General features: G+C 68.9%; 4 protein-coding genes. 1 reads left to right on the forward strand and 3 read right to left on the reverse strand.

What is annotated here, in order from left to right; all coding sequences use genetic code 11:
* Window positions 1-638 (forward strand): ABC transporter ATP-binding protein (locus BCD49_RS34360; protein ID WP_116439456.1); only part of this gene is annotated, 638 nt, incomplete at its 5' end.
* A gap of 388 nt (window positions 639-1,026) precedes the next feature.
* Here the strand turns inward: BCD49_RS34360 and BCD49_RS42700 are convergent.
* The 3 genes from BCD49_RS42700 to BCD49_RS34375 all read right to left on the reverse strand — a co-directional run.
* Window positions 1,027-1,461, reverse strand: a complete 435-nt coding sequence (locus BCD49_RS42700) for a hypothetical protein (protein WP_131803624.1) — start codon at window positions 1,459-1,461, stop codon at window positions 1,027-1,029.
* Between the two features lie 209 nt (window positions 1,462-1,670).
* A complete protein-coding gene (locus tag BCD49_RS34370) occupies window positions 1,671-2,918 on the reverse strand; it encodes a hypothetical protein (RefSeq protein WP_007510053.1) in 1,248 nt (415 codons plus the stop codon).
* Window positions 2,919-3,445: 527 nt separating this feature from the next.
* On the reverse strand, window positions 3,446-4,022 hold a 577-nt coding region (locus tag BCD49_RS34375), incomplete at its 5' end, for a WD40 repeat domain-containing protein (protein WP_442960539.1).

Raw genomic sequence — 4,022 nt, forward strand, 5'->3', positions numbered from 1 at the left:
TGTCCAACCTCGACGCGAAGCTGCGGGTGGAGACCCGCGCGAACATCGCCGCTCTGCAGGCCAGGCTGGGAACGACGACCGTGTACGTCACCCACGACCAGACCGAGGCCATGACCATGGGCCACCGGGTGGCGTTGCTGAACGACGGCGAGCTGCAGCAGGTCGACACCCCGCGTGCCATCTACGACCGGCCCGCCAACGTCTTCGTCGCCGGCTTCATCGGATCGCCGGCCATGAACCTGCGCCGGGTCGCCAGCGCCGACGCCGACGGGTCCGTTCACCTGGGCGGCGTGCCTCTCCCCCTGGCGCCATCGGTCCGTTCCGCAGCCCGGCTGACGAAGGGCGCGGAGGGCCGGGAGAGCGGAGACGTCATCGTCGGGCTTCGCCCCGAGTCCTTCGCCGTCGCGACCCCGGACACGCCGGACGCGCTGTCGCTGCGGGTCACCCTCGTCGAGCACCTCGGCGCGGACTCCTACGTGCACGGCACGCTGCCGGGAGACGACGACACCCGCGACAAGCCGTTCGTCGTCCGGGTGGACCGCCGCGTCGACCCAGCCCGCGGCGAGACACTCCTCGTCACCCCGACGGGAGCCATCGAGCACGTCTTCGACGCTGACTCCGGCCTCCGCCTCGGCTGAGGTTCTGCCTGACGGCCTCGGCGCCCGCCTCGACGACCCCACACGCGCAAGCCATTCATGATCCGGTGGGATTTTCGGAGTCCGAGCGAGGACATGAAATTACTCAAGTCCGAGCCAGCAGGCCTGCGTGACGTCGGTCACGCCTGCGTCTCGCCTGAACTACCTGTCTCTCCCGGTCAGCGGCGGTCGGCGCCTCTCCTGACGGCGTTGTCGGCCGCCGTCGTGTCTCGGGTCCGCGGGGCCTAGGTCCTTCATGCCCCGAGCTAGGCCGGGTTCCTGGGGCAATCCTCGGGTGCCTGCTTGGCAGCAGAGACAGGCGTCGTCGCGCCTTTCCTCGCCGCTGGTGGCTGGTCGGCGTCCGGGGCTGAGCCCTGGGGCTCCTCCTTGACTATCGGCGACGGTGCCGGCGATGAGGGCTGCGCCCCTGACCTGCATGAGGATGAGATCGGGTCGGGCCGGTCAGGCTCTCTGCTGACCGGTCGAGGTCGGCCTGGGTGAGCACCGGACGCCCGAGTCGGGTCGRCAGCCAACGGCGCTGGTGGGCGCTCAGATCATTGAGGAAGATGACGGCGTCGATGTTCCTGCTCGAACAGGTCGCCGCGATCTGGTCGAGTTTCCCCGGGCCGATGAGGAAGCGCCGGGACAGCGGGGCGGTCATCAGCCGTACCCCGCCGTCGGAGACGCCCCGGCGCTGGACGAACCGCTCCAGCACATTTCCTCCCAGCGCCGTCACCCGCGCGTCGAGGACGTCGAGCCGGGCCTGGTAGTCGCGCTCCTTCGCTGAGAACAGCCCCACCAAAACCACGGAACGGATCGCGGTCACCTGGAAAGCATCCCAGGTCAGCAGCTTCGCGCCGCAGGGATATTCGGCGGTCGGCTGGTGCCGCGGCCCCGCGTGAACGAGCGTGCATGATGGCCGACGGCCGGTCCGCCACCGGGTCGACCGGGTCACCGGCCTGGTACAGGTCGCCTTCGGGGTCCGGATGGCCGTCGAGCCCTGACCCCCTGCCGCCTCGACGGCGGTCCACACGCTTACTGTTCGCTGGACAGGCCGATCTCTTCGTCGCCGTTCCACAGAGATGCGGTCACACCGTGGTCGGCCTGAGCGAGGACCTCACGGATCGCCGCCCGTGCCGCGGGGAGATCGTCACGTCCGACGACAACGGGCAGGCGCAGTTCGTCCGGCCCGACGGCGTCAGCGCGGCCGACGCGAGCCAGCACCTCGGACCGTTCGAGTTTCTCCAGGCCGTTCCTGATCCGTGCGAACGACCTGCCGACGTTGACGAGGCGGAGGTCGAGCTCCCACAACCGCAGGTGATGCATCGGGCTCTCGCCGAACCAGCGCGCGATGACCGACCCCTGCGCGGCCCCGCTGAGTACCTCCAGTACCCAGGCGGTCTCCACCGGTTCCGTCGGGGCCTCCAGCGCGCGAAGCACCACCGCGTTGCCGTGCCAGGCATCCTCGACGTAGAAGGCGTCGTCGTCGTACTCGATGTCATCGCCGTACCCGACGTCTCGAAGTGCGTTCGCCAGCGCGGAGACGTCCTGGTCCCGGATCGCGACCTCGAGCGCCGACCGGACCGCCGGTTCCGTCAGGGGGGCGGCCGCCGCTACCGCCGCCACCGTGGCCCTGGCCGCGTCGAAAAGGCCGGCCAGCACGCCGAACGGGAAGTGCTCCGCCTCGGGCGTCCGGTAGGAGTTCAGGGGAGGCCAACCCGAATTCGTGACGGCCAGGTGCCCGTCTGGTCGGGTGACCCAGGTGGTCCCCTTTGGCGGTGGCCACTTGAGCCGCGACCGCGTCTCGGACCGCAGGCCATGCCCCGGCTGGGGCCTTACCAGGCGGAAGGCGGCGTCGAGAACTGGGCTGACGGCGTCCAGGGACTCGCTGCCGTCGCGGAGAAGGTAGGGCAACAGTAACGCGGCCACGGGCCCGGGATGTCGAATCTCCGGGTCACGCAACGCGGACGCCCGGCAGACCAGCTCCAACTCCTCCCACCGCAGCGCCTTCGGCATGGGATGCGCCCCGTCGACGTACCCGATGTCCTCACCGTCGGCCGACCCTGGCGCGTAGATCTCCAGCGACTGCATCCCGGAACCCAGCATGACGTTCGTCCCGATCCCGTAATCGTCACCGACATCGACTGCGAAACGCACACTCGGTTTCCGGGCGGCCTGCGGGACCCAGGCATCCTCCCAAGCGTCCTCCCACAGGACCTCGGACCAGAACAGGTCCTCGCGCATCTCGGTGATCAGCGGCTCGGGCAGCGGCACGATCCGCACGATATCGACATCGGAGTCCGCCGACGGCCGAGCCCCAGCCCGCTGACGGGCATGGATCTGCCCGCTTCCTGGAGCAGGACATGCTCGCCCGGCGCCGCCGGATCCCGGAAGAAGATCACCTGGGCACAATCCGCGCCGAGGCTACGCTCGCTCGTCTTGAGGACAGCTGATCGTAGGCCTCACGGTCGCGGCTTGGACACCAACACGATCGCGCCTCGCGTACTTGGGTTCTTGCGCGTCAGAGCGAGGAAACGAGATTACTCAAGTCGTGGCCTGGAGGTTTATGTGACACCAGTCACGCGGGCGTCGAGCACTCGCCGCAAGCCTCAAGGACACGCGTGCAGGTCGACGACCCATGCCTGGCCGCGTGACGTTCACCATGGTGACGTCCGCCATCACCATAAGCGGCAGGACACCAACCCGCGTCCGTTCATGGCTTTACCGAAGTCAATCCCTGCTGACCTACCATGCGCCACCTGGGGAGACAGCAGTGTCCGGGAGCGGCTGGGCGCTCGGGCTGTGTCGGCTCAGCGCGTCCGCCAGAGCCGCACCGTCCGGTCGTAGCCTCCGGCGGCGAGGGTGCGCCCATCCGCTGTGAACGCCACCGACGACACCTCTTTGCTGTGGCCGGTGAGGGGTTGGCCGATCTTCTGGGGTCGGGTGGGGTCGGTGACGTCCCAGAGCCGCACCGTCCGGTCGTAGCCTCCAGCGGCGAGGGTGCGCCCATCCGCTGTGAACGCCACCGACGACACCTCCTTGGTGTGGCCGGTGAGGGGTTGGCCGATCTTCTGGGGTCGGGTGGGGTCGGTGACGTCCCAGAGCCGCACCGTCTCATCACCTCCGGTGGCGAGGATGCACCCATCCCCCGTGAACGCTACCGATGCCACGTATGGAAAGTGGCGTCTGCGGAATTGGCCGATCTTCTGGGGTTGGGTGGGGTTGGTGATGTCCCAGAGCCGCACCGTCCAGCATTCGCCTCCGGTGGCGAGAGTTTGTCCATCCGGTGCGAACGCCACCCACAGCGGGGTGGCGATGGGGCCGATGACGAATCCGGCGATCTGCTCGGGCTGGGCGGGGTCGGTGACGTCCCAGAGCCGCACCGTC

Origin of the sequence: Pseudofrankia sp. EUN1h (genome assembly GCF_001854645.1) — a bacterium.
In the GTDB taxonomy this organism is placed as follows: domain Bacteria; phylum Actinomycetota; class Actinomycetes; order Frankiales; family Frankiaceae; genus Pseudofrankia; species Pseudofrankia saprophytica.